We start from the raw sequence: 23143 nt of genomic DNA, 5'->3' as shown, positions 1-23143 counted from the left end.
CTCCTTATGTTGTGGTGAAAAGCGTCCTCCTTTCGATAGATTTGTTTGTTTAAAATTATCAAAATCTAAAGTAATGTAAATCCTTTTTTTTAAAATAGTCAAAATATTTAAAAAATAAGTAAAGATTTTGTAAATATCACTCGGTAACTTTCTCTATAATGCAGATAAGTAAGTATAAAGAGGGGGGATGAACAAGCAAGTGCAGTTGGATGGAACGAGAAAGGGGAAGAGACGATGATACGGAACAAGAAGAGTGTGTGGAATTATATCTTGTTGGTTCTTTTGATGGTTATGCTGAGTGTGGCTTCAGCATGTTCCACTCAATCGATGATATCGAAAGAAAAAAAGAAAAACCCGTTAGGAGAGAAGCAAGGAGGAACTTTGACAGTTGTCCGCTCGTCTGACGCGACCAAACTGGATCCGCATTTCATAACTGATATTCCATCAGCCAATATGATCTACCAGAAAGTATACGAGACGCTTGTAGAGCCGGATAAGGATATGAAAATTAAGCCGTTGTTGGCGTCGGAATGGAATGTGGTGAATGACACGACATGGGAATTTAAGTTGAGAAAAGGAATCACCTTCCATGATGGAGCCCCATTTGACGCAAAGGCTGTCAAAGCGACATTTGATCGCTTGCTTGATCCAAACACAGGCTCGCCGCAACGTGAGAAGTTCACCATGATAAAAGAAGTCAAAGTTGTCGATGACACGACAGTGCAGTTTTTGCTTTCCTACCCATATGCGGCGCTTCTTTCCATTTTAGCGAGCAACGAGGGTAGCATCATCAGTCCGAAAGCTTTGACGGATAATCCTAAGAAATTGACGGAGCACCCTGTAGGTACTGGTCCTTTCTTGTTTGAGAAGTGGAAAACAGGACAGGAAATTGCTTTAAAGAGAAACGATTCTTACTGGGGAGAGAAACCGTATATCGATCGCGTTGTATTCAAGATTGTTCCGGAGGATGCCACAAGATTGGCCATGGTCGAGACTGGGGAGGCTCATATCAATGACCAGATACCAGTAACAGAGATTGAAAGAATTGAAGCTTCAAAAACGATGGGACTTTATCGTACAGAAGGGCTATCTGTGGAGTATATAGGCTTCAATACAAAGAAAAAACCACTTGATGATGTTAAGGTCCGAAAAGCAATTAGCCATGCGATTGAGCGAGAAGCTATCTTGAAAGGTGTTTACAACAATATGGGGTCACTTGCCAATTCGGCTATGAGTCCTAAAGTGTTTGGATACAGTGAAAACGTCAAGCCATACGATTATGATCTGAATGAAGCGAAAAAATTATTAAAAGAAGCGGGTTACGAGAAAGGACTATCTATCTCTTTGGTCACAAACGACCGGAAAGAACGTGTCAATATGGCGGAAGTGATTCAATCACAGCTCAAGGGGATCGGAATCGAAGTGAAAATTCAAGTGATGGAATATGGGGCGTATTTAGAAGCGATCGGCAAAGCGCAGCATGATCTTTTCATCGGAGGATGGGGAAATGCGACGGGTGACGGCGATTACAACCAGTACAACTTGTTCCATTCCGTGTCACAAGGTTCGGCAGGAAATCACTTTTATTACAGCAATCCTGATGTGGACACGATTATTGAAAAAGCGCGTCGTGAAACAAATGAAAAAGTGCGAAAAGAATTATATGAAAAAGCACTTAAGCTAGAGTTGGAGGATGCAGTATATATTCCAATTCGTAATTATCAGCATTTGGCGGTGCACGGAAAAAATGTGAGTGGATTTTGGCTGAGTCCGGCCAATTATTTGATGATAGATAAAGTCGTCATTAAGTAATAACTAGGCACAAACTGGGGATGAAGCGAAGAAATCTATATAAAGCAGGAGGGACAAATGAGGGGCACGAAATGGAAAAAAATGATTTTATCCACAGCGTTCTTATTGAGCACTCTTCTTTTGCAGGCATGTTCCACACAGACGCAGTCGAGTAAGCCAGCGGTTCCGTCATCGGCAAAAGGCAAGGACGGCGGCACATTGACAGTTGTGCGTCTATCGGATGCGACAAAGCTGGATCCCCATTTTATAACTGATATTCCATCCGCAAATATTGTATATCAAAAGGTATATGAAACATTGGTTGTTCCTGACGAAAACATGAAGCCTCATCCGAAACTGGCGACGAAATGGACGCAGTTGAATGAAACGACTTGGGAATTCGAATTGAGGCAAGGTGTGGCGTTTCAGGATGGAACGCCTTTCGACGCTGAAGCGGTACAAACGACATTCAAGCGGCTTTTAGATCCGCAAACGCGGTCACCTCAAGCATCCAAGCTTGCCATGATCAAGGATATAGCGGTAGTTGATAGGTATACTGTGCAGTTTCATTTAAACGAACCTTATACGCCGCTGTTGTCCATTTTGGCCAGCAATGAAGGAAGCATCATCAGTCCAAAGGTGTTAAAGGAAAATCCGAAGCAACTTATGGATCATCCGGTGGGGACTGGACCATTCATGTTTGAGCATTGGAAAACCGGGCAAGAAATTGCCTTGAAGAAGAATGGAAACTATTGGGGGGCAAAGCCTGCGATCGATCGTGTCGTATTCAAAGTCGTTCCGGAGGACACAACAAGATTGGCAATGGTGGAAGCAGGAGAAGCGCATATCAATGATCAAGTTCCGGTCAGTGAGATTGACAGGATTGAAGCTTCCAAGGCTCTTTCTTTGTACCGTACGGAAGGGCTGGGTGTCGAATTCATCGGCTTCAACACCCAGAAAGCGCCGCTTGATAACGTGAAAGTCCGTAAAGCCATCAGTCATGCGATACAGCGTGACGGGATGATGAAAGGTGTCTATAATAATTCCGGCAGATTGGCGAACGCGGCGATGAGTCCAAAGGTATTCGGGTATAGTGAAGAGATTAAACCGCTCGGCTATAATCTGAACCAGGCAAAGCAACTTCTGAAAGAAGCCGGCTTCACCAGCGGATTGGAACTTACCATTGTAACAAATGATCGCAAGGAACGAATTGCCCTGGCAGAGGTCGTTCAATCGCAGTTGAAGGGAATTGGTGTCAACGCCAAAGTACAGGTGCTCGAGTGGGGCGCTTACATTGATACGCTTAATAACGGCAAGCATCAGATGTATATAGGGGGCTGGGGAAACGCGACAGGAGATGGGGACTATAATCAATATAATCTGTTCCATTCATCTTCTCATGGCGGCGCTGGCAACCATATGTATTACAAAAATGAGAAAGTGGACACGTTGATCGAAGCGGCAAGAAAAGAAATGACGGAAGGGAAACGGAAAAGCTTGTACCAAGAAGCGATGAAGATCGAATTGGAGGAGGCTGTGTATATTCCAATTCGTTATTATGAGCATCTTGCCGTGCACAACAAGCATGTGGAAGGTATCTGGATCAATCCTGTCAATTATCTTATGCTCGATGAAGTCACTTTGAAATAACATGACTTCATCGAGTATCTATAGACTTTAAGCGAGGAGGAATGGAAATGGGCGTGTGCTGGATTACAAATGCGCGTTTAGAAACGGGGTTCATATACGAAAATGAGAGAGTTGTAGGCACGGAAACCGTTCTTTGTCATTTGAAAGTCGAGGACGGAAGAATTACGGAAATCGTATCGGATTTTCCGAGCCGTGCTGAAAACAAGTATGATGCGAAAGGATATTTGCTTCTTCCCTCGCTTCGCGATATGCATATCCATATCGATAAGACCTATTACGGAGGGCCATGGAAAGCTTGCACGCCAAGCACAAAGGGGATTTTCACGCGCTTGGAGGAAGAAAAACAGCTTCTACCTAAGTTGCTCCCTACAGCACAGGAACGTGCGGAAAAAATGATCGAGTTGTATTTGAAACATGGGCATACGCATATTCGTACGCATTGCAATATCGATTCCATCATAGGACTTAAAAATTTGGAAGCCACTGTTAATGCCCTGCAAAAATATGAACATGTATTGACATACGAAATCGTCGCTTTTCCGCAGCACGGATTGCTTAGGAGTGATTCGGTGCAGCTTGTACGTGAAGCAATGAAGAACGGCGCCACGTTAGTGGGTGGGGTGGACCCTGCCACAGTGGATCGCAATATTGAAAAGTCGCTTCATACTATTTTTGACATTGCAGTGGAGCATGGTACCGGTGTCGACATCCACCTTCATGATCCGAATACGCTCGGCGCATTCACTTTTGAAAGAATGGCCCATTATACCGCACAAGCCAATCTGAAGGGGAGAGCCACAATTAGTCATGGTATCGCTTTAGGAGACTTGGCGGGAGATGCGCTCATTGAAATGGGTGCGATGCTTCGCGAACAAGAAATTGACGTGACAACCACGATTCCAATCAATCGCCCGACTCTTCCGGTTCCAGTTCTGGATAAGCTAGGCATTACGGTTTCTGTGGGACACGATAGCATTACTGATCATTGGTCGCCGTTCGGAACAGCGAATACTATGCAAAAGCTAGGGCTATTGGCCGAACGTTTCCGTATAATTGATGAGCATTCTTTATCTCGCGCTTTAAAATATGGTACTGGAGGAATCACGCCGCTTAGTGAGCGGGGAGAACAAGTATGGCCGAAGGTCGGTGATGAAGCCACAATGATGCTTGTGAACGCTACATGCTCAGCGGAAGCAGTTGCAAGAAGAGTTGATGTCATGGAATTGTTCTTCCAGGGAGCGAAGGTAGAAAGGGAACCCTCCTCCGCACGGTTACAAGTAAACTAGGAAAAAGGGGGATTTGCGATGACAAAAGTATATTGGCTGAAAAATGTGCGGCTGGAAATCGGATATATAGAAGATGGGAACGGTATTTATACAACAAATACAGCGTGTTTTCATTTGAAAATCCAAGATGGAAAGATTTTGGAAAAGTGCGGTGCCGACTTTAGCGTTCCGGCGAATGAAACGACTTTAGATGCGAAGGGCCTGTTGGCTGTACCGACATTCAAAGAAATGCACAATCATTTGGATAAAACATATCTTTCCTTACCCTGGAAAGCATGCAAGCCGGTGAAGAATTTGTCCGAGCGTTTGCATTGCGAGGCCTTAGAGCTTGAGGAACTAGCCCCAACTACAAAGCAAAGAGCCAGCGCCATGATCGAGAAAATCCTGGCGAACGGCTCCACGCATATCAGAACCCATGTGAATATCGATCCTTACATCGGTTTGAAGAATCTTGAGGGAGTACAGGCGGCTTTGGCGGAGTATGCGGACAAATTGACATATGAAATCGTGGCATTTCCGCAGCACGGTCTGCTGAAAGGAAACGTCATTCCGCTGATGAAAGAAGCGATGCGCTCCGGTGCGCATATTGTGGGCGGCCTAGATCCAGCCGGCATCGATAAAAACATTGAAAAATCATTAGATGAAGTGATGAATTTGGCAGTGATGTTCGATGCGGATGTCGATATTCATTTGCATGACGGCGGTCATGTCGGATATTATACGGTAGATAAATGGACGGAGTTTGTAGAAGAAGCGAAGTGGCACAACCGTACCGCGGTTAGTCACGGGTTCGGTTTGGGAGAAGTTCCTCTGCAGCAGGTTGAGGAGCTGGCAGAAAAAATGGGACGGCTTGGCATGGCGGTCATGTCGACAATTCCTATCACAAAAGCGCTTCCGCCAATTGAATTGCTAGACCGTAAAGGTGTACCTGTCTATCTCGGGTGCGACGGCTTTTATGATTCTTGGGGACCTTTCGGCAACGGAGACGTGCTGGAAAAGGCCAAGCGCTACGGTGAGCTGTACCGAAAGAGCGATGAGCTGTCCTTGGCGCAATCGCTGAAATGGGCGACAGGGGGTGCAACGCCGCTGCGGTCCGATGGAACCGTGAGTTGGCCGCTTGTGGGCGATGATGCGGATCTTGTTTTAGTGCAAGCATCATGCAGCGCCGAACTTGTAGCAAGAACGCCGCGAAGAGAAGCAGTGCTACACAAGGGGAAAGTTGTGGCAGGTCAGGTTTGAAAAACAAGGAAGCCCTTGATGAGGGCTTCCTTGTCTCTGATGGAAAAGGCTCTTAATATCATGTTTATTTTTACAAAAAAGGTTGGTAATGCGCAAAGGATTTAGTTTTTCTGCCCACTTTTCAAAAAGCTAATCACAGCATGCATATGTTGTGTCGCTTGTTGCAAAAAGGAAGGTTTTTGCTGGGATTTTGTTTCTTTCTCGTTAACGAGGTTGGGCATTTCTTCTTTGCCCAATTCATTGGCTGTAACAGCCTCTGAGATATGTAAAGCTTCTTTTGTTGTATGCTTTTTTGTTAAAATTCGAATCACACTTTCGTTTTCTCGGATACCATCTTTCGTTTCAAGTATGATTCGTAGCTTGCCATCAGTGTGTGCCTGGTGCAGCACTTTCACGCCTGGTTGAAGCACTTGGATTTGTTTGATTTCAATATTTTGGGTAGCAAGCTGCAAGTCGATGGCTTTTGTCGTACTTTTTTGGTTCTTCAGCTTCACATCATATTCGGTAATGACTTGGTCATTATGACCGGTTGATGGAGATAGGACCAGATTCGCAGCGTTCTTTTGAAGCTGATGTGCCTGGTCGGTGAACATGCCTTCTAGAACATGAGAATCACCGATCTCTTGCTGCTGTAAGCGAAGGGCAGACAATACAGTGGCTGCGGCATCAGGTGTTGTCCCGCCTTGTAAAATCTTCTCCCCATTTTCTGCGCGACTTACCGTACGTCCGTTGGCGGCAAAGAAAATGCCTTTTGCCAATTGGGAATTTTGTCCGTGACTGAATTGATTTGAATATGTTCCGTTATGCCCCTCTGTTCCCCCACCATGGTCAGGCATGACAAGAATCAAGGTATCATCTCGTAAGCCCTGCTTATCCAGTTCTTCTACCACTGTTCGAATATGGGCATCTGTTTGTGCTATTTTGTTATAAAATCCTTGTGTATACCAGCCATACGAATGACCTGCGCCATCAACCTCATCAAAATGCAAGAACATAAGAGAGGTGTCTTTCATTTTTCCGTTCGTGATAAATTCTTTAGCCTGTTGGGCGATTTGAGCATCATTACCGTGTTTTGATTCGACACCTAGTGATGGCTCAATATGTCCTCTTGTGATATTTGTCCAGTTCACATATGACGCGATGTTCCGTTCAGGCATCTCTTCACGAATTGACTTAAAAATGGTAGGATACGCGCTATTTTCAGGATAGTATTGAATGCCACTTGTTGTATTGCTGATGCCGTGTTTATCATAGGCTACTCCTGTAAACATGGCACCCCAGTTTGGTGACGAGCTGGTTGGCATAATGGCTTGGGCCGTATAGCTAACGGCTCCTGTTTCAATTAAGCTGCGCAAATATGGCATCTGCAGGCGACTGTCAACATCTGCTTTGGAGCCTGTCAAATTGCTCCAAAACGGCGCGCGCTCATGAACACCTACACCGCATCCGTCAATGCCGATAAATAATACACGTTTATAAGGTTTTATTTGTGAAGCGGCAGCAATCCGTTTTTTCATATCCTCTGATAGCCCGTCAGCAATTGCGTCCGCCACTGTCACGAGACCATCTTTGTTGGTATCGATATCTTGCTTTTGGTGAATAGTGATTTGCTTGGAATCTGTTGTGAGTTGCTCGATTGTATAAAGGCGATTCGTTTCATAAAACTTACTTTCACCAACTGTAATCAAACCTGTGCCGCTTTCTTCAATTGTTTCAAATTTCAAATCAGCAATCTTTGTATTGGCAAAGTCGAGTGGTTTTGTGTCGTTGAAATTCTTCGATCCGTTGGATACCACCTTTAATATACCTGGCGTCGATGTGTCCACTGTAACGTTTGTACTAGCGGATACGAAGCGGAATTTTTGTGAGTCATACGCAAGGGTGGTTTCTATTTTATTTGGTAACACGTTCATGTTGTTCGTGCGAAGATGCAGATTCATAGAAAACTGGGCGCCGTTGACAGTATGAGATGCGCCAACAAGCTCCAATTTACCTTTGAATGATTCTATTAAAGGAGGAAGAGCTTGTGCGGCATCTTTATGCTCTTCGTATAACGCACGAATCTGCTCCTGCGTCAGTGCACTTTTATCAATTTGGAATTCCTCCAGCATTCCGTTATTGAGTGCGTAGCGACCGAGACCATCGGCACCGATATTCACATCTAGAGGTGTATCAACAGTGCCAGTTCCTGCAATGTTGATAACATGTTCGAGCACCCCGTCTTTATAAAACTTGGCTTGACCGTCTCTGTCATGCGTTACAGCAATATGATGCCATTTTCGATCAGCAACTGTAATTTTCTTTTGGTTCTTTAAATCAATTCTGTTTGTAGAGGCCCCTTTCCAATTCCAAAGTAAAAAGTTGTTTTCAATGCCAATCAACCATCCTTGATTTGCCCCGGAATCCCAGTTTTTATTTGTGATAATCACATCATCATCGACAGGATCCGCTTTTATCCAAAAACTGATACTAAAGTCTTGATTGGCGCCAAAGGAAAGTTTATCCTTTGGCAGTGTGATTTTACCGCCCGAAAACGTCGCAGCTTTTCCGGAAAAGCTATCTGTGAATGTAACATTATTGCCGATGATACCTGTGTTCCCGTTGCCGGAACTATCTTCCCCGCCATTATTAAACGGCAGTTTAACGATAGTGTCGCTTGTTGTTCCGGCGGCCAGTATGGACGGAATGGCTTGTGAATGATAGATCCGATCCATAGGCAGCACTCCTAACATAATCCCTGTTACAGCTGTAATCGCAAATGCTTTGTTCAAAATCTCTCCATCTCCTTTGTTAGTTGATTTTATATGTTCATTATAAAAGTAGATTGTAAAGGTGATATTGAGGTCTAGTATGAGTTGGATGAACGAGTCGCACATTTTTTTAGACAATTCCATCGCGACATATGTAACATAGGGCTATATAAGCAGGATGCCAATTTAATATGAATGCAGTGTAAAGAATGTGCAAAAAGAACAAAAAAATATCCCACATAATCTCACGATATTGCGTGGACTTTGTTGATTACATGTTTCTACTGATAGTTTAGGATGTAAAGAGAGACAAGCATATAGCTTTACTGACCTCTTTGGTTGTATTAATATGTTGTTTTGGAATAACCGACTCATTGTGAAACTGAAAGTGGTGTTTATTATGAAAAAAGGATTTTCATCTGTAACAATGTTTTCCGCAACGCAATGGCTGTTTTTCATTTTCGCCAATACAGTTGTTGTGCCGATTTCCGTAGCGAACGCTTTTGGCGTCCCGTCTGAAAGCATGGCGACCATGCTTCGTATCTCGCTTGTTTTTACAGGCCTTGCTTGTATTTTGCAAGGCAAACTTGGGCATAGGCTACCTCTGATGGAAGGACACTCGGGTTTGCTATGGGGTGTGATTTTGAACTTGGGCCTGTCGGCGCATTCCATCGGTATGAATACCGATGATATCGGCGGTGGCATCGCGACTGGGATTTTGGCCGCGTGTCTTTCCACGCTATTGCTGGTCGCTTGTAACGGCATTGGTTTACTGCAGCGGATCTTTAGCCCGATGGTGATGACTGTTTATTTATTTCTGCTTACATTTCAGCTAATTTTCATCTTTTTCAAAGGGATGCTTCCTGTCCATAAGGACGGCACATTGGATATCGGAATATCTCTGTACTCACTTGGGTTGGTTGTTTTTGTAAGTGTGCTGAAAGTCAAAGGAAATAAAACATTGAGCAATTTCTCCATTCTAATCGGACTGATGGGGGGATGGGCGGGCTTTGCATTGTTATTTCCCGGCGTGCTTGCACATCCTGCTCATGTGAGCAATACAGCATTCTCCATCTTTCCGCTGGGAATGCCCAATTTGCAAATCGGGATTGCGGCTGTAACGTTTTTTGCGACGATGATGAATTTGAGCAACACGGTCGCCTCCATTCAAGCGGGAGCTGACCTTTTGAAAGAATCGTCATCTGAAAAGCAGTATCGTAACTCGATTTTGGTGACAACTTTTTCGACAGCCGCAGGTTCCTTGTTCGGTCTGGTACCGTACACACCGTTCACATCTTCAATTGGCTTCTTGCAAAGCACGCGCATTTTTGAGCGCAAGCCTTTTCTGCTTGGAGGTGCTTTGTTGATGGTGATGGGAATTGTGCCTTCCTTTGGCACCTTTATGACGACGATGCCGATTACGGTTGGAAATGCAGTGTTGTTTGTGGCGTACCTGCAAATGTTTGGTACAGCTTTCCATAATTTGAAAGGACGGAGCTTCAACTCCAATACGATTTTTCGCCTTGCCATGCCGTTGTTGCTGGGAGTATCTTTAATGAATACACCGACCGAGTTGTTCAGAAATCTACCTGTTTTGCTTCAGCCCTTCCTTTCTAACGGGTTAATCATGGGGGTCATTATCTCTATAGGATTGGAAAGAACGGTGAATTGGCAGCTTTATGAGCAAATAGAGAACTAAATAGCAAGAGCTCCATGGAACAAACCGGACGAATCTAATTCGCCCGGTTTGTTTTTATATTTTATAACAGATTCTTTAATTCACAATATATAAAAATAATAATAATAATCATAATTATGAAAATGCTTTGTATGATAATTTGTGGGGGAGTTCTAAACAAAGGGGGATTTTGATGAGGTGGAAGAATAAGGGATTTGTGCGAAGCGGAATGATAACCTTGTTTGGTGGGGTGCTTTTTGTTCTGTTTAGTTTGTTTGTATTCGGTAAAGAAGCCGCGGCGCACGGCTATATCCAATCACCGGCAAGCCGCAGTCTTTTATGTCAGCAGGGACAAAACGTCAACTGCGGACAAATTCGATACGAGCCGCAGAGCTTAGAGGGAATAGGTGGATTCCCGCAAACAGGACCGGCTGACGGGCAAATTACAGGTGCGGGACATTATCCGGAGCTGTATGAGCAAACTGCTACACGCTGGTTGAAAGTCAATCTGAGCGGAGGAGCGAACACCTTTACCTGGAAATTGACAGCAGCCCATCGGACAAAGGAATGGAAATATTACATCACTAAAAAGGGATGGGATCCGAATAAACCAATAGCTCGTGGCGATTTGGATGCGATGCCATTTTGTTCCTTCAACACGGGCGGTGCTGCGCCGTCATCCACGGTGAGCCATCAATGTACCGTACCGACAGATCGCACCGGGTACTATGTGATTTTAGGTGTGTGGGAAATCTTTGATACCTCGAATGCCTTTTACCAGGCGATCGATGTCAATTTATCCAACGGAGGAACAGGAGAACCGCAAGTCCCGACCGCTCCAACCAATGTGACATCTACGTCCCAAACGGAAACCTCAATCGGGTTAGGATGGACAGCATCCACTGCCGCGAACGGCGTTAAAAATTATGCAATATATCGCAATCAGCAATTGGTCGCAACAGCAACGGGCACATCTTATACCGATACAGGGTTGCTGGCGAACACAACATACACATATGCGATTCAAGCCGTGGATTATGCTGGCAATAAATCGGCATTGTCAACGGCGCTTACAGTAAAAACAAAGGATACCGCTACAACAACGTTTCCAGCCTGGGACCCGGCCAAAGCGTATCAGGCAGGGGAAATTGTCACATACAACGGCGTCAACTATCAGGCCAAATGGTGGTCGAAAGGTTTTAAACCTGACACAAAGGTGAATTACGAATGGGAAACGCCTTGGAAAGTATACGTTGCTACTTTGCCATTTTTATCACTTTCCCATTTGACGAAGGATATAGAGGAAAGTCAGGAGGAGCTTTGCGGCCAACATTACTAAGGTGTTAAACTCGGATATATATTGAACATATCCGAGTTTTTAATGCTATTTTCTATGAAGTAAAAGACACGCTTTGTTCAATTTTTTTTGACATATTTGTGAATAAATTCACAATGTTATTCTCAGAGAGCCTTAAAAGCTTTATATTGAACGTGTACTTATCATTCATATAAAAAAAGGGGAGGTACAGAATGTTTAATCAATGGTTAAGGGAAAACAAAGTTGTGTCTGCTATTTTAACTATTGTACGTGTGTATTTAGGATATTCTTGGTTTACTGCGGGTCTTGGCAAACTACAGAGCGGTCAATTTGATGCTACTGGATTTTTACAGGGAGCCGTGGCAAAACCAGTTGCGGGACCTGACGGTGTAGTATATGGATGGTATGTTGATTTTCTAGAGCATATCGCTGTCCCAAATGCTCATGTATTCAATGTAGTAATTCCTTGGGGGGAAACACTTGTTGGATTAGGTCTTATGTTAGGATGCCTAACAACAGCTGCAGCGTTTTTCGGTGTTGTTATGAACTTTAGCTTCTTACTGACTGGCGCTATATCTCACAATCCAACTGACATTTTAATGGGTTTTATCATCCTTGCTGCTGGTTATAATGCAGGTCGCTATGGATTAGATTATTATGTACTACCGTTAATTCAAAAAGTTTTTAAAAAAGATAAGGTAGTTCGACAAAGAAAAGAAAGCTTAAATGGCGTTTAATCAGGTGCCAGATCTTCTTACAAAATGCGTTTTCTCATATGAGGAAGCGCATTTTTTGTTTATTAGTATAAAGGTTTTGTATGTGTCAGCAAAAAATGGTATGGACACAAAAAATACTCTTATGAATTCTGAATTGACAGAACTGATAAGAGTGTTTTAGTCAAAATGAAATCCATATACAACGGGAGTTTTGACTGAAGTGCTGTAGAACGATTCATGTATTAAAGTATGGAGCATAGGGGGCTCGAACCCCTGACCTCTACGCTGCCAGAATAACAGGTGCATGTTCAATGCTATAAAATATGTTTAAATGCGTATAATGGAATTCAATAAACCCTTGGTACATCAGTGTTTGGAAGAGACGTGTTTACTAATTACGTTAAATAAAGTAAATTAAGAAAAATATGTCTGTGCACATTTTGTGCAGATTTTATGTGTAAGCATGTGGTCGATTTAATTGTTTCATCATGCATCGCCTTTCCCTAGGTTTGTCTTATGTCCAGCGTATAAATTTCATTATTAGCTCTATATAAGGAGAGCGCTGCTTTCCATATAAAATTCTATTTCCACTATGTACTAATCAAAACGAAGGTTTTTAGCTGCTTTATCTAGAAATAGGTTAACATTAATCTATACGACAAGAGAAAGAAATATCAATTAGAACGGAACAAGAAATAAATGAAATATTAAGAAGCGAGGGAGAAAGAGATGGAAAAAGATAATAAAGATGCAAACCTAAAAAAACATGAGGAAGACAAGACAGTTCCTAATAAGGAAATTGAAGAGATTTTTCGTAGGATTATTGCCGAGCACGGTGAGGCATTAAAAATGCTAGGTAAGAGCTAGTGATTAAATAGGTTTTAGTTAATAGTATTCTCGAAGTTTAAATACCGGTGAATTTATCTAAAGCAATACTAATTATTATGTTTTTTGATGCAATATATAATAGCTAGACGGATACAAAGGGGAAGAAAGTATGGATAAATACAGGAAATATATTGCGAAGATTCAGGACTTTTATAATAATGAGGAGTATGCAAAAGCTGTGCGACTTTGCTGTAAATTAATAAAAGAATATCCCAATTACCCTGACGCATATTTTGAACGCGCGATGGCACGTTTGAAACAAGATAAGGATAAGCAAGCTTTTCTAGATTTTGAAAAAGTATTAGAACTAGATCCTCATTATCCTGGAGCAAAAGAAGAGAAGGGCGACGTATTAGCATCAGCAGCACTTAATCTAACAAGAAGCAAAATAAAAGGACTAAGTTATTTACAGCATAAGATTAGGGTTAACACATTAAATACAGAAAAGCAATTCACGCTATGTACAGAACAACAATTTCCAGATCAAGAGCTCCACGAGTTATTTGAACAGTACAGTAAAAGAGCTCATGCTGTTCACGATGAATATTTGCCGTACAAAGGGAAGAAGCAATTATGGAATATGTTGATGAACGATAAGAGTGAGAAAGGTTGGAAGTTTAAAAATGAGCAATGATGAATTAAACCAAATAAAAGTAAGGTTTTTTCATAAATTGTAGTTATTGTAAATGGACTAGTAGACCTTATAATGGTTGTTTCATCAGATGTTGAAGACGCTATTATGGGATTAGAACAGATGGCAAGAACTGCTACATTTAATTATTGCCACACAACGTGCTTCTGTTGATGTAATTATGGGTGTAAATATTCCTTCTCGTATCGCATTTGCGGTATTTTCACAGACTGGTTCAAGAACAATATTGGATTCTTCTGGTGCTGAGAAGTTGCTTGGAAGGGGAGATATGTTATTTATGCCCGCGGGCTCTTCTAGGCCAACACGAGTGCAAGGTGCATTTTTATCAGACGACGAAGTAAACCGAGTTGTTTCTCATGTCATTTCACAGCAAAAAGCGAACTACCAAGAAGAGATGATGAATTTGGAGGTCCATGTAAAAAAAGAAGAAAAGCAATCTGCTAAAGATGACTTATATGAGGAAGTCGTTGCATTTGTTATTCAAGCACAAAGCGCATCTACTTCTTCGTTGCAGCGTAAGTTTAGAATCGGCTATGCACGCGCATCGAGACTTATTGACACATTGGAGGCAGATGGGGTAATTGGCCCTTACGAGGGAAGTAAGCCAAGAAAAGTATTACTAAAAGATGTAAAGCAAAAAACATCCTAAGAGGCGCGACTATGCGTCTTTTTTTATTATGGATTTATATATGTAGAGGGTTTATTTACATAGATTACATTTTGTATTCTTTAATCAGGGGCTGATACTGATACATTCGAGGAGGTAGGCAATGGCAAAGGGGATTGCACGTATATATTTACTGTTTGTACTTATTTGTTCATTTGTTCCACACATAGCGATGGCTCATCCAGGCCGCACAGATGCTAATGGAGGCCATGTATGCCGTACAAATTGTCAGCAATGGGGTCTACAATATGGTCAGTATCATTATCATAATGGGGGGAACCAAGCGCCAGCATATGATCCACAGGTAGAATATGATGCTGGTTATCAAAAGGGATATGATATTGCTTATCAGTATGCTTCTAACTGTCAGGAGTACACGTGGGAGTGGAGAGGTGCACAAGACTATGGTGATGGATTTGAAGATGGGATACGTGATGGAGATGAAGATGGCCAACAGGTATGTGAGGATAATCAAAAACAAGAACAGGAAGCTGAAGCAAAAACAACAATAACTATGCCTAAAGTGAATGATATCACTGCACAAATAGAAAAAAATCACAATGAGCAAATATTAAAAGTACGTAGCTACAAATTTGGTAAAGCAAATGGCAAGCAAGATTATAAAAACAACAAAGAATTTGAAACAGATAGAAATTACTCAGAAGATTGGGATGGAGCTACATATAAGTCAGCCTACAAAGATGGATGGAACGAGGCAGAAAAAGAACATAAAAGAATGCAAGAAGAGTCTAATAAAAGAATGATGATTATTGCTGGAGGCGTAGGTGGGGTAGGGTTACTTACAGGCGCAGTGATATATGCTCGCAGAAAATCAAAACAAAAGCAATAGTCTTACGATTCATAAAAATAACATGTATACATTTTTTGTATACATACTATACATACACCGTGTTTATACAAACAAGATCGCTTTCTGCGGGATGCACCTCGTAAGTGATATCTATTGCAAAGCAAAGAAGTCGCTATTTTATAGCGGCTCTTTTATTTACCTCTATTTCTTTGAAAAGGAGGGGCTGGTTTGTTTTATCCAATTGTAAACAGATTGTTTAAAGAAAAAGGGAAGATGTATATTCGCATATCGTATCGAAAAGATGAGATAGATATTATTAATGCTGCACGGCCGCGGCACTTACTTCGTATTCATATTGGTGTACATCCAGTTCAGATAAATGTCTGCAAAAAGACTTACTTGATAAGATCAATTATACCCCGGAATCAATCATTGTTGACTCCAGGTCTTTTTCTATTTCATTTCGAGACTACGGTTTAATAACTGAAATGATAGACACCTATAGGGAGAAAAAATATTAGTTATTAACCATGTATCATAGTATAGAAATAAGCACAAGAACTACGTATTGTAAATATTAGATATATACTCTTCTAAGGAAGCGCTCCTCCATGAATTTTTCAATCTTTTAGGCTTTACAACGTACTCTCCAATTTCCCTATGGGCGTTTAGCCACTCTTGATTAGTACCAACATATCTAAAGATCCATAATCTCGCTTCCTTAAGCCCAGTGTTCCGGTTTTGTTTAATTTCGTGAAGAACTTCAGATGTGCCACTTTTAGAAACACCTGTGATTATGTAGTCGCCTGTTTCTTGAGAACCATAAATTTGAAAATATGGCTTTGTAAACTTCTCTACGTTACTCAATTGTATTCTCCCTTCTAAACTGTTAATTCCTTTACAATCCGTAACACCTTAGCCACTTTCAAAACGTCGCTCTCTTCGTTTACAAATAGCCACATGCGGTAATGACCCCAGTTATGACTTTCAGGCACCACCTCATGCTCTATATCTAAAGACTCTACAATCTCCGTAATTCCTGGTGTGTTAATTCGGATTAAGACCTTTACGCGTTCTTTTTGCGCCTGGATTTCAGCTAATCGTTTAGACTTTTTTTCTTCGTTATCCCATACACCCGCATGAATATACCCGTTACGTTCTTCTAATACGAGATGCACATTGTTCACTAACTGATAATACAATTCTCTACCTCTTGTCAGCTCCATAGTATTAGACCTCCCTAGTTAATTCTTGCTACGACATACTTAAAACTTTAACACGATTATAGCTCAGATATAACAAGAGAATTAGTTAAATAGAAAGTCGCGCACGATTAATCACTGTAGATTTAGTACCAAATAAACCTTATTGAAATGAAATCTCGTCCGTTAAAGATTACATCTATGAGTAAACAATTTAAAGACTGTATCACATCTTGTTCATGCCTTTCTTATTAAATATAGATATGTTAAAAATATTATATTTTTATTGATGACCTATTGACATCTGAATGAAAAATGGTTTTGTTTATAGCGCAGTCAACAGGAGATTTCTAAGGCAGAAAGTGACTTAGTGTGTTTTTAGATAGATGGGTAAGTCACTAGTAGTAAAAGCACTCAAACAATTCAAAGCATTATAATTGCAAGGATATTAGTGTCGCGCATTTACTTTTTTTGATTAGAAAGAAGGGCTCAATTCACTATACATCAATTCAAAATGTTTAAATGTAAAGCATAACGGAGGTTGTTATATATGAATGAAACAGAGATTTTAACAGCTAAGGAAATAGCTAATTATTTAAAGATATCATTACCCACAGCTCATACTTTAATGGATGATCCAACATTTCCACTTATCCGAATTGGTCGCTGCAAACGCGTAATTGCCGGGGATTTTTATAGTTGGCTTAAACAGCAAGCAAGCAGATAATTTATTTTATTATTGTTGACTAGCAAACTAAAGCATATAGAGGGAGAAGAGAGTTATGACAATCAGAAAACTAAGAAAATCATGGGGATTTCGTATTGATATTGGGAGGGATCCTCGCACGAATAAGCGAATTCAAAAATCATTCAGTGGTTATCGTACCAAACGGGAGGCACAGGATGCTCTTGCGGAAATTCAAGTACGTATTAGCAATAAAAGCTTTCTTTTACCTGATACAAGGACATTTGGTCAGTTTTTTGAGCATTGGCTAGAAACATATTTTAAAAAACAAGTTTCAATTACAACATATGAACAAAGATTATATATGATAAACAAGCATATAATTCCATACTTTGAGGGCTTTGTACTTAGAGATATTACAACTTTTCATATTGATGAATTTCTTCATCAAAAGCTTGAGGAAGGTCTTTCAAGGAGGTATGTGAAAATGCTCCAATCACTACTATATTCAGCTTTTGAGACAGCATTCAAATGGAAGCTTGTACAACATAACTGTGTAAGGGATTCTCGCTCTATTAAAATAGAAATGAGTGAAAAAGAGATTTGGACTAAATGTGAAATAAATACGTTTTTAGATGTTGCTAAGAAAAAGCGCCGTCATCTTATTTATATGCTAGCAATTTATACCGGAATGAGAATCGGAGAAATTCTTGGCTTAACTTGGGACAATGTGGATTTAGATAATGAAATCATTAAGGTTAAGCAGTCACTTGCTTATACAAAACAAGAAGGTTTTCTTTTAAAATCAACTAAAACAATGAGATCCAATCGTAATTTGCCCATTCCTGCTACTCTTACTCGAGAATTGTTACAACTAAATAGAAGCCAGAAATCTATAAAGTTAAGTCTAGGGGAGCATTACAATCCGTTTAATCTTGTATTTTGTTCTTCTACCGGAACTCCACTTTATGTTGAGAATGTACGCCGTCAATTTAATAGGCTAATCCAACAAAGCGAAGTCAAAAAAATAACTCTTCACGATTTGCGACATACACATGGTTCACTTTTAAATGAACTCGGTGAGAGTCCCAAGGTTATTCAAGAACGATTGGGTCATTCCTGCGCTGCATTTACCTTAGATACGTATATTCATACTGATACGACAGCGCAAGTAAAAGCAATAAACCGCTTGGAAAAGGAATTAATAAAATCTGATGTCACTAACTAAAGTGAACACCCTACAAGTATCTCTAATTGCAGAGGTACTTTTTTATTTCTAGAGTAAAATAATAAAAACACTCAATAAATAGTGAGTGTTCAGGAATTATATTTATTCTCATTCATACATAAACAGCATTTAAAAGAAACTAACGGATGGTTATACCATTACCGATAAAGATCAAACTGTTATTACATTCTCTACGACAGGGAAACCGCAATCCATCACGGATGAATATGGAAACAAAGTAACCTATACGTATACAAATGGAAAGCTGGTCACAGTTACACATGCGTCTGGACGAACGTTTTTGTTTGAATATACAGGAGATCGTGTGACAAAAGTAACCGGGCCGGATAACAAAGTGATCACGTTTACCTACCAAGGCGAAGAACTGATATCCTCTACCACACCGCGCGGCAAGACGTACCGGTATGGCTATGAAAACGGGCTGCTTCGGTATGTGTATGATCCGAAACATACGACTCAAGTGCCGTATCAAACCACGTATACTTATACGGGTAACAAATTGACAGAGGTGAAAGATCCACTCGGAAAAGTTACGTCCATTCAATACGACGATACGAAGCGGGAAGTCACGGTTACCGATCCGAAAGGAACCCAAGACAAGTATGGCTATAACATAGCAGGGAATCCTACGTATGACATAATAGATGCGGGACGTCTGAATCTTACAACAACGTATGAATATGAAGCAAATTTACTCAAGAAAACAGTATACCCGAACGACCAAGGACAACGGTTGTCCGAATCATATACGTACGATGGACAAGGGAACGTCACAACGGCTACCGATGCCATTGGAACAGAGCGTTATAACTATAATGAAAATCACGATGTGACAAAAGTAACCGATGCAGAAAATAAAACAACAACCGTGACGTATGAAGGATCGAATGCTGTTTCGGAGACACAGGAACAAGCCAATACAGCTTCTGTCACACAATATGACTCCTATGGCAATCCCATTGCAGAAAGTCAAGAGTTAGCTCCAGGAGCCAATCTTCTCAGCAACGCTAGCTTTGAGGAGGCACCTAACAACGGCATTCCTGGCTGGATTGGGGAACTTGTGAATAACCACGGAGATAATACGACCTACTCGTTATCTTCCATTATCCGTTCTCCAGAACTAGGGGGCGGCAAACAAGCCCTTCAACTGGGTGTCAAGCCAACAGCGGACGGATGGGGAACCGCACAGGCAACGCAAATTGTCCCTGCTAAGGCAAACACCACGTACACTCTTAGCTCGTTAATTCAAACACAAAATGTGACGGATGCACAAGCCTTTTTAGAGGTTGCGCTCTTAAACGCGCAAGGACAGGCTACCCATATCAAGGCGCGTCATAATGAACTAACCGGTACGCAAAATTGGAAAAAACGACAACTGTCTTTTAAAACGTTGCCTGATACAACCCAAGTGAAAGTCTACATGGTATTATCTCATAATAGTATCAACAGTAAAGGACTGGCTTGGTTTGATACGGTTCAATTAGAAGAAGGGCCTGTTTCCTCTTCATTCAATCCGGTCAGCAACAGCAGTTTTGAACAGATTGGAAACGGACCAACAGGTTGGTTTTGGTCTCCTGCATTAACAGGTGAAGTGAGTGATGCATTCCAAGGCGATAATGGTATCGTGATCCGCCGAAACAGTGTGACAGATCCAGAACAACAGTATCATCAAAGAGTGTCAATCAATCAAACAAGCGCCATACCACTTACAGTGACAGCGATGTCAAAAGCGCAGAATGCAAAAACAACAAGTGGAGCCAAAACAAATCGGGAGTATGGCTTGTGGATTTATGCAAACTATACAGATGGAACCTATGATCCATTTTATATGGAGTTTCCATTAGGAACGCAAGAATGGAACCGTCAGGCTCTTACCATTCCTGCAAAAAAACCGGTCAAAGACATCGATATTTACCCTTTATTCCGTGGACCAAACACGGGAACGGTATGGTACGATGATATTCGTATTCTAGAAGGCAACGTTTTAACAAAGCAAGAGTATAGTGACAATGATTTTCCAACGGCGTCTTATGATGAAGAAGGGCGGAAAACAACGTTCACGTATGATACGTATGGTAACCAGACGTCTGTAACCGACCCTAAGAATCAAAAGAAAACACTGGAATACAATGTTGATAATCAATTGACCAAGACAACTTTGCCAAATGGAACGGTTGTATCCTATGATTACGATGACAATGGCAATACTACAAAGAAAACAATCACTGCGGGCAGCAAGACACAAGTGGTTCAATACGATTATGATGTAGATAATAAAAACACGGTCTTTATTGATGCCTTAAATCGTCGCATTCAGCATACGTATGATGCTAATAGTAACCTTGTCAAAACGGAGATGCCAAATGGAAGTGTGTTAGAATGGACGTATGATACAGCAAATCGAGTGACGGAACTTCGTCGCAACCAAAATCTCGCGTTTTCTTATGTATATGATAAGAATGGAAATGAAACCAAGATAACGGATGCGGTCAATGGTATCACGCGAGACAAAGCATATGATACCGGCAATCGCATCACTAGCATGACCGATCGCGGGGGCAGTGTCTCGTGGACCTATCATACAGGGTCATATAAATTAAAAGACTTAAAACTTCAGCACGGAGCAACGAGTAATACCACAAGCTATGAATACAATTCGTTAAATCAGAACACAAAAGTTACCGATCAGGGACAAACTTATTTCTTTGATTTTGATGAATTTGGTAATGTTGCTTCGTATCTGGCAGGCAATAGAGCAGGAACGTCTTTCCAGTATGATGCCACTCAAAAGGTAACAGATTTGCATATTGCAGATAAAGACGGTAAGGTGATTGCATCGGAAACGTATGAATATGATGAGAATGGTAATCGTACGAGTATTAATCGAATAACCGGCCTCATGGTAGGGAAGACAACTTACACGTATGATAATGTAAACCAACTTACCAAAGAAGCATTACCAGATGGAACGATCAACGAATTCACGTATGACGGATTTAGCAACCGAACTAGCGTAAAACAAACAAAAAATGGCACGACCACCACCAAAACAGCGACGTTTAACAGTGGTAATCAACTAACAAATTTCGGAAACGAAATCTTGACATACGACGCCAACGGCAATCGCACAGCAGATGGGGAGTTCACGTATACGTGGAACGCGGCGGATGAACTGATTGCTGTGACCAAAAAAGGTGCCTCTACGCCATTTGCGACCTACAAGTATGACGATGACGGTCGCCGTATTGAGAAAACAGTAAATGGCATCACAACCCGTTATCATTATGACGGCGACAGCATCCATGTATTGTATGAAACAAACACAAGCGGTGCGGTACTGCGGCAGTACGTGTACAATGCGAACGGCGTACGTCTCGCGATGAAAACCCAAGGCCAAACGTTTTACTATCACTACAACCCACATGGTGATGTTATTGCGATGACAGACAGCACAGGCAAAGTCGTGGCGCAATATACGTACGATGCGTGGGGCAATGTGCTGACAAGCAGTGCAGAAGGCTTAGCAGCAGATAATCCGTTTGGATATGCAGGATACATGTATGATAAAGAAATCGGCATGTATTACCTCATGGCGCGGTATTACCATCCGGTGCATGGTGTATTTATTTCGGTAGACCCAGATCCAGGTGACGCGGATGATCCGATTACGCAGAATGGGTATACGTATGCGAATAATAATCCTGTTAAATATATTGATCCGGATGGAGAAAAACATAGAAGAGCGGATGAACTTGCTGATCTAAGTTATGCTATTTTAAAAGCTTATTTAAAAGAAAAAGAGCGTAGGAAGCAGGCTAAAAGTAAATCAAAAAAGAAGAAAAGTTCTATTCATAATAATTCTCATAGTACACCTACACCTGCTAGAGGTTATACTTTAAGAGATATCAAGACTCATAAAATACAAAAATATGGCGAAACGACAAGAGGAAGAGCAAGATATAGTAAGAAATTTTATAAACAGGAAAATGTTTATATGCAGTTTGAAGTCAGCGGAACCAAAAAGGAAATGCATCAGTGGCAACATAAAAAGATAGTCGCATATAAGAAGAGATATGGTCAGCGACCAAGGTTAAACAAAAGTGATTATTAATAACATGGGAAGGGTGAGACAGTATGGAGTTTTTTTTCAGTGGTGAATTAGAGAGCGATATTAGCAGAGAATTCATGAAGCAACTTGCTAAAATTAAAAAGAAACTAAAAAAACTTGAAGGCAATTACGGTAATGAGGTAGAAGAAATTGCTATAATCCCTATTGTTGTTAAAAAAGTCCCAGGATATGAAGAATCTGATTTCTTTGCGGAAAGAACATTGTTTTTTAAAAAAGATAAAAGTTCAGATTTAAGGTTACGAATCAGTCATGAAGCTTTTTTAAATGCAAATGATGAAATGAGAAAGCTATTAATTATAAAAAACATTATTCAGTGTATTAGAATATTAGGAACCAAAGCAAAAACAGATTTCAATGCTAAAAAACTAGAAGATGATATTTTGGACATGTTTCATATCGATGAAAATACAATCAATAAAATTAATATGTAGA

The 23143-nt window shown here is 41.1% G+C and carries 17 protein-coding genes and 1 pseudogene; 15 read left to right on the top strand and 3 right to left on the bottom strand.

Annotated elements, in window-relative coordinates; genetic code table 11:
- Positions 1–234 precede the first annotated feature (234 nt).
- From MUG87_RS04060 to MUG87_RS04045, 4 genes are read left to right on the top strand one after another with little or no spacing between them, the layout of a single operon-like run.
- A complete protein-coding gene (locus MUG87_RS04060) occupies positions 235–1812 on the top strand; it encodes a glutathione ABC transporter substrate-binding protein (RefSeq protein WP_247085759.1) in 1578 nt (525 codons plus the stop codon).
- A gap of 57 nt (positions 1813–1869) precedes the next feature.
- The gene (locus MUG87_RS04055) at positions 1870–3441 is read left to right on the top strand and encodes a glutathione ABC transporter substrate-binding protein (RefSeq protein WP_247085757.1); all 1572 of its coding nucleotides are present in this window, start codon (positions 1870–1872) and stop codon (positions 3439–3441) included.
- Positions 3442–3488: 47 nt separating this feature from the next.
- Positions 3489–4727, top strand: a complete 1239-nt coding sequence (locus MUG87_RS04050) for an amidohydrolase family protein (RefSeq protein ID WP_247085755.1) — start codon at positions 3489–3491, stop codon at positions 4725–4727.
- Between the two features lie 18 nt (positions 4728–4745).
- Positions 4746–5966: an amidohydrolase gene (locus MUG87_RS04045; RefSeq protein ID WP_247085753.1), complete on the top strand. Its 1221-nt coding sequence runs from the start codon at positions 4746–4748 to the stop codon at positions 5964–5966.
- Positions 5967–6067: 101 nt separating this feature from the next.
- Here the strand turns inward: MUG87_RS04045 and MUG87_RS04040 are convergent, their stop codons facing one another.
- The gene (locus MUG87_RS04040; protein ID WP_247085751.1) at positions 6068–8737 is read right to left on the bottom strand and encodes an alkaline phosphatase family protein; all 2670 of its coding nucleotides are present in this window, start codon (positions 8735–8737) and stop codon (positions 6068–6070) included.
- A 328-nt stretch (positions 8738–9065) separates the two neighbouring features.
- On the opposite strand from MUG87_RS04040, the gene MUG87_RS04035 reads away from it, so the two are divergent.
- From MUG87_RS04035 to MUG87_RS04005, 7 genes and pseudogenes are all read left to right on the top strand, one after another.
- Complete coding sequence (locus MUG87_RS04035; RefSeq protein WP_247085749.1) at positions 9066–10415, top strand: uracil/xanthine transporter; 1350 nt, start codon at positions 9066–9068, stop codon at positions 10413–10415.
- 172 nt (positions 10416–10587) lie between these two features.
- A complete protein-coding gene (locus MUG87_RS04030) occupies positions 10588–11733 on the top strand; it encodes a lytic polysaccharide monooxygenase (protein ID WP_247085747.1) in 1146 nt (381 codons plus the stop codon).
- Positions 11734–11924: 191 nt separating this feature from the next.
- Complete coding sequence (locus MUG87_RS04025) at positions 11925–12449, top strand: DoxX family protein (protein WP_247085745.1); 525 nt, start codon at positions 11925–11927, stop codon at positions 12447–12449.
- 708 nt (positions 12450–13157) lie between these two features.
- On the top strand, positions 13158–13295 hold the full coding sequence (locus tag MUG87_RS04020; RefSeq protein ID WP_164464160.1) for a hypothetical protein: 138 nt from the start codon (positions 13158–13160) through the stop codon (positions 13293–13295).
- 130 nt (positions 13296–13425) lie between these two features.
- Entirely contained in the window at positions 13426–13950 is a 525-nt protein-coding gene (locus tag MUG87_RS04015) for a tetratricopeptide repeat protein (protein ID WP_124562967.1), read from the top strand.
- Between the two features lie 36 nt (positions 13951–13986).
- Positions 13987–14617 (top strand): annotated as a pseudogene (locus tag MUG87_RS04010) (DNA translocase FtsK); the annotation flags it as partial.
- A 121-nt stretch (positions 14618–14738) separates the two neighbouring features.
- Positions 14739–15485 (top strand): YHYH domain-containing protein, encoded by a 747-nt coding sequence (locus MUG87_RS04005; protein WP_247085743.1) that lies wholly within the window; start codon positions 14739–14741, stop codon positions 15483–15485.
- Positions 15486–16007: 522 nt separating this feature from the next.
- Here the strand turns inward: MUG87_RS04005 and MUG87_RS04000 are convergent.
- Both MUG87_RS04000 and MUG87_RS03995 read right to left on the bottom strand, forming a co-directional pair.
- Positions 16008–16313, bottom strand: a complete 306-nt coding sequence (locus MUG87_RS04000; RefSeq protein WP_247085741.1) for a hypothetical protein — start codon at positions 16311–16313, stop codon at positions 16008–16010.
- A 14-nt stretch (positions 16314–16327) separates the two neighbouring features.
- Entirely contained in the window at positions 16328–16672 is a 345-nt protein-coding gene (locus MUG87_RS03995) for a hypothetical protein (RefSeq protein WP_247085739.1), read from the bottom strand.
- A gap of 526 nt (positions 16673–17198) precedes the next feature.
- Between MUG87_RS03995 and MUG87_RS03990 the strand changes: the two genes are divergently transcribed.
- The 4 genes from MUG87_RS03990 to MUG87_RS03975 all read left to right on the top strand — a co-directional run bounded on the left by MUG87_RS03990 (position 17199) and on the right by MUG87_RS03975 (position 23142).
- A complete protein-coding gene (locus MUG87_RS03990) occupies positions 17199–17375 on the top strand; it encodes a helix-turn-helix transcriptional regulator (protein WP_247085737.1) in 177 nt (58 codons plus the stop codon).
- Positions 17376–17430: 55 nt separating this feature from the next.
- Positions 17431–18561 (top strand): site-specific integrase, encoded by a 1131-nt coding sequence (locus MUG87_RS03985; protein ID WP_247085735.1) that lies wholly within the window; start codon positions 17431–17433, stop codon positions 18559–18561.
- 325 nt (positions 18562–18886) lie between these two features.
- Positions 18887–22693, top strand: coding sequence for an RHS repeat domain-containing protein (locus MUG87_RS03980; RefSeq protein WP_247085733.1), 3807 nt, complete (start codon positions 18887–18889; stop codon positions 22691–22693).
- 23 nt (positions 22694–22716) lie between these two features.
- A complete protein-coding gene (locus MUG87_RS03975) occupies positions 22717–23142 on the top strand; it encodes an Imm44 family immunity protein (protein ID WP_247085731.1) in 426 nt (141 codons plus the stop codon).
- Position 23143: the final 1 nt, after the last annotated feature.

It is taken from the genome of Ectobacillus sp. JY-23 (genome assembly GCF_023022965.1).
Classification (GTDB): domain Bacteria; phylum Bacillota; class Bacilli; order Bacillales; family Bacillaceae_G; genus Ectobacillus.
This window is presented reverse-complemented; position numbering and strand designations above follow the sequence as displayed.

Bases quoted from the DNA above. Each gene is read 5' to 3' on its own strand.
- MUG87_RS03975 (WP_247085731.1), top strand. From the start codon at position 22,717: ATGGAGTTTTTTTTCAGTGGTGAATTAGAGAGCGATATTAGCAGAGAA.
- MUG87_RS04005 (WP_247085743.1), top strand. From the start codon at position 14,739: ATGGCAAAGGGGATTGCACGTATATATTTACTGTTTGTACTTATTTGT.
- MUG87_RS04035 (WP_247085749.1), top strand. From the start codon at position 9,066: ATGTTGTTTTGGAATAACCGACTCATTGTGAAACTGAAAGTGGTGTTT.
- MUG87_RS04020 (WP_164464160.1), top strand. From the start codon at position 13,158: ATGGAAAAAGATAATAAAGATGCAAACCTAAAAAAACATGAGGAAGAC.
- MUG87_RS04045 (WP_247085753.1), top strand. From the start codon at position 4,746: ATGACAAAAGTATATTGGCTGAAAAATGTGCGGCTGGAAATCGGATAT.
- MUG87_RS04060 (WP_247085759.1), top strand. From the start codon at position 235: ATGATACGGAACAAGAAGAGTGTGTGGAATTATATCTTGTTGGTTCTT.
- MUG87_RS04025 (WP_247085745.1), top strand. From the start codon at position 11,925: ATGTTTAATCAATGGTTAAGGGAAAACAAAGTTGTGTCTGCTATTTTA.
- MUG87_RS04055 (WP_247085757.1), top strand. From the start codon at position 1,870: ATGAGGGGCACGAAATGGAAAAAAATGATTTTATCCACAGCGTTCTTA.
- MUG87_RS04030 (WP_247085747.1), top strand. From the start codon at position 10,588: ATGAGGTGGAAGAATAAGGGATTTGTGCGAAGCGGAATGATAACCTTG.
- MUG87_RS03985 (WP_247085735.1), top strand. From the start codon at position 17,431: ATGACAATCAGAAAACTAAGAAAATCATGGGGATTTCGTATTGATATT.
- MUG87_RS04015 (WP_124562967.1), top strand. From the start codon at position 13,426: ATGGATAAATACAGGAAATATATTGCGAAGATTCAGGACTTTTATAAT.
- MUG87_RS04050 (WP_247085755.1), top strand. From the start codon at position 3,489: ATGGGCGTGTGCTGGATTACAAATGCGCGTTTAGAAACGGGGTTCATA.
- MUG87_RS03995 (WP_247085739.1), bottom strand. From the start codon at position 16,672: ATGGAGCTGACAAGAGGTAGAGAATTGTATTATCAGTTAGTGAACAAT.
- MUG87_RS03990 (WP_247085737.1), top strand. From the start codon at position 17,199: ATGAATGAAACAGAGATTTTAACAGCTAAGGAAATAGCTAATTATTTA.